The sequence below is a fragment of the Mesobacillus subterraneus genome, from assembly GCF_023715485.1.
In the GTDB taxonomy this organism is placed as follows: Bacteria; Bacillota; Bacilli; order Bacillales; family Cytobacillaceae; genus Mesobacillus; species Mesobacillus subterraneus_B.
In genome coordinates, this window is the sequence record NZ_JAMBOF010000037.1 from 1 (window position 1) to 1,690 (window position 1,690).

The following is a 1,690-nucleotide window of genomic DNA, read 5'->3' on the forward strand; positions in this document are numbered from 1 at the left end:
AGACCGTAAGGACTGGTGGAGCGCTTAGAAGTGAGAATGCCGGTATGAGTAGCGAAAGATGGGTGAGAATCCCATCCACCGAATGCCTAAGGTTTCCTGAGGAAGGCTCGTCCTCTCAGGGTTAGTCGGGACCTAAGCCGAGGCCGAAAGGCGTAGGCGATGGACAACAGGTTGATATTCCTGTACCACCTCTTTATCGTTTGAGCAATGGGGGGACGCAGTAGGATAGGGTAAGCGCGCTGTTGGATATGCGCGTCTAAGCAGTAAGGCTGCAAGTGAGGCAAATCCCGCTTGCGTGAAGGCTGAGCTGTGACAGCGAGGGAAATATAGTACCGAAGTTCCTGATTTCACACTGCCAAGAAAAGCCTCTAGCGAGATAAAAGGTGCCCGTACCGCAAACCGACACAGGTAGGCGAGGAGAGAATCCTAAGGTGAGCGAGAGAACTCTCGTTAAGGAACTCGGCAAAATGACCCCGTAACTTCGGGAGAAGGGGTGCTCATTTGGGTGAATAGCCTAGATGAGCCGCAGTGAATAGGCCCAGGCGACTGTTTAGCAAAAACACAGGTCTCTGCGAAGCCGCAAGGCGAAGTATAGGGGCTGACGCCTGCCCGGTGCTGGAAGGTTAAGAGGAGGGGTTAGCGCAAGCGAAGCTCTGAATCGAAGCCCCAGTAAACGGCGGCCGTAACTATAACGGTCCTAAGGTAGCGAAATTCCTTGTCGGGTAAGTTCCGACCCGCACGAAAGGCGTAACGATCTGGGCACTGTCTCAACGAGAGACTCGGTGAAATTATAGTACCTGTGAAGATGCAGGTTACCCGCGACAGGACGGAAAGACCCCGTGGAGCTTTACTGTAGCCTGATATTGAATTTTGGTACAGCTTGTACAGGATAGGTAGGAGCCTGAGAAACCGGAGCGCCAGCTTCGGTGGAGGCGTCGGTGGGATACTACCCTGGCTGTATTGAAATTCTAACCCACGCCCCTGATCGGGGCGGGAGACAGTGTCAGGTGGGCAGTTTGACTGGGGCGGTCGCCTCCTAAAGAGTAACGGAGGCGCCCAAAGGTTCCCTCAGAATGGTTGGAAATCATTCGCAGAGTGTAAAGGCACAAGGGAGCTTGACTGCGAGACCTACAAGTCGAGCAGGGACGAAAGTCGGGCTTAGTGATCCGGTGGTTCCGCATGGAAGGGCCATCGCTCAACGGATAAAAGCTACCCCGGGGATAACAGGCTTATCTCCCCCAAGAGTCCACATCGACGGGGAGGTTTGGCACCTCGATGTCGGCTCATCGCATCCTGGGGCTGTAGTCGGTCCCAAGGGTTGGGCTGTTCGCCCATTAAAGCGGTACGCGAGCTGGGTTCAGAACGTCGTGAGACAGTTCGGTCCCTATCCGTCGTGGGCGCAGGAAATTTGAGAGGAGCTGTCCTTAGTACGAGAGGACCGGGATGGACGCACCGCTGGTGTACCAGTTGTCTTGCCAAAGGCATCGCTGGGTAGCTATGTGCGGACGGGATAAGTGCTGAAAGCATCTAAGCATGAAGCCCCCCTCAAGATGAGATTTCCCATAGCGCAAGCTAGTAAGAACCCTGAAAGATGATCAGGTTGATAGGTCAGAGGTGGAAGCGCGGTGACGTGTGGAGCTGACTGATACTAATCGTTCGAGGACTTAACCAAAATAGATTACTCGTTTCT

At 54.1% G+C, this 1,690-nt stretch carries 1 rRNA gene; it reads left to right on the top strand.

The features are described from left to right. Positions 1-1,672 (top strand): 23S ribosomal RNA (locus M3204_RS23405); the annotation flags it as partial. Positions 1,673-1,690: the final 18 nt, after the last annotated feature.